At 66.8% G+C, this 388-nt stretch carries 1 protein-coding gene and 1 pseudogene; both read right to left on the bottom strand.

Annotated features, from left to right (window positions below; genetic code table 11):
• Nucleotides 1–192 (bottom strand): hypothetical protein (locus CAY82_RS27805; RefSeq protein WP_140399193.1); only part of this gene is annotated, 192 nt, incomplete at its 3' end.
• Nucleotides 193–267: 75 nt separating this feature from the next.
• A pseudogene (locus CAY82_RS27810) lies at nt 268–388 on the bottom strand (MbtH family protein); the annotation flags it as partial.

Below are 388 nucleotides of genomic sequence, written 5' to 3' on the forward strand. Positions count from 1 at the left end.
GCTGTCCGGGTCCAGGCGGTTGAGGAACCACATCTGCTGCTGTCCGAACGACAGCCGCAGCGGCTTGGACCGGTCCGCGAGTGCGATGGCCGAGCGGCGGCCACGGGAGCCTCCGCCGCCGAGGCGGGCGCGGAGGAGTTTCTCCTGAAGGGCGTCGACATCAGCGTTCTGCTTTTTCTTTCCGACGCTCATCTGTTCCAGTCCTCCTGCTGCCGCCGCTGAATCATGACCAACTAGGTGCTGCCGATGTGCCGGGACGACGGACGGTCAGTTCGCCGCTGCCGCGTCCATACGACGGCGCAAGCTCAGAGGACGCATGTCGGTCCAGACCTCGCCGATGTGTGCGAGGCATTCCGCCCGCTTCCCCTCGGTGCCCTCGGCATGCCAG

The organism is Pseudomonas sp. SID14000 (assembly GCF_002165135.1).
Taxonomy (GTDB): Bacteria; Pseudomonadota; Gammaproteobacteria; order Pseudomonadales; family Pseudomonadaceae; genus Aquipseudomonas.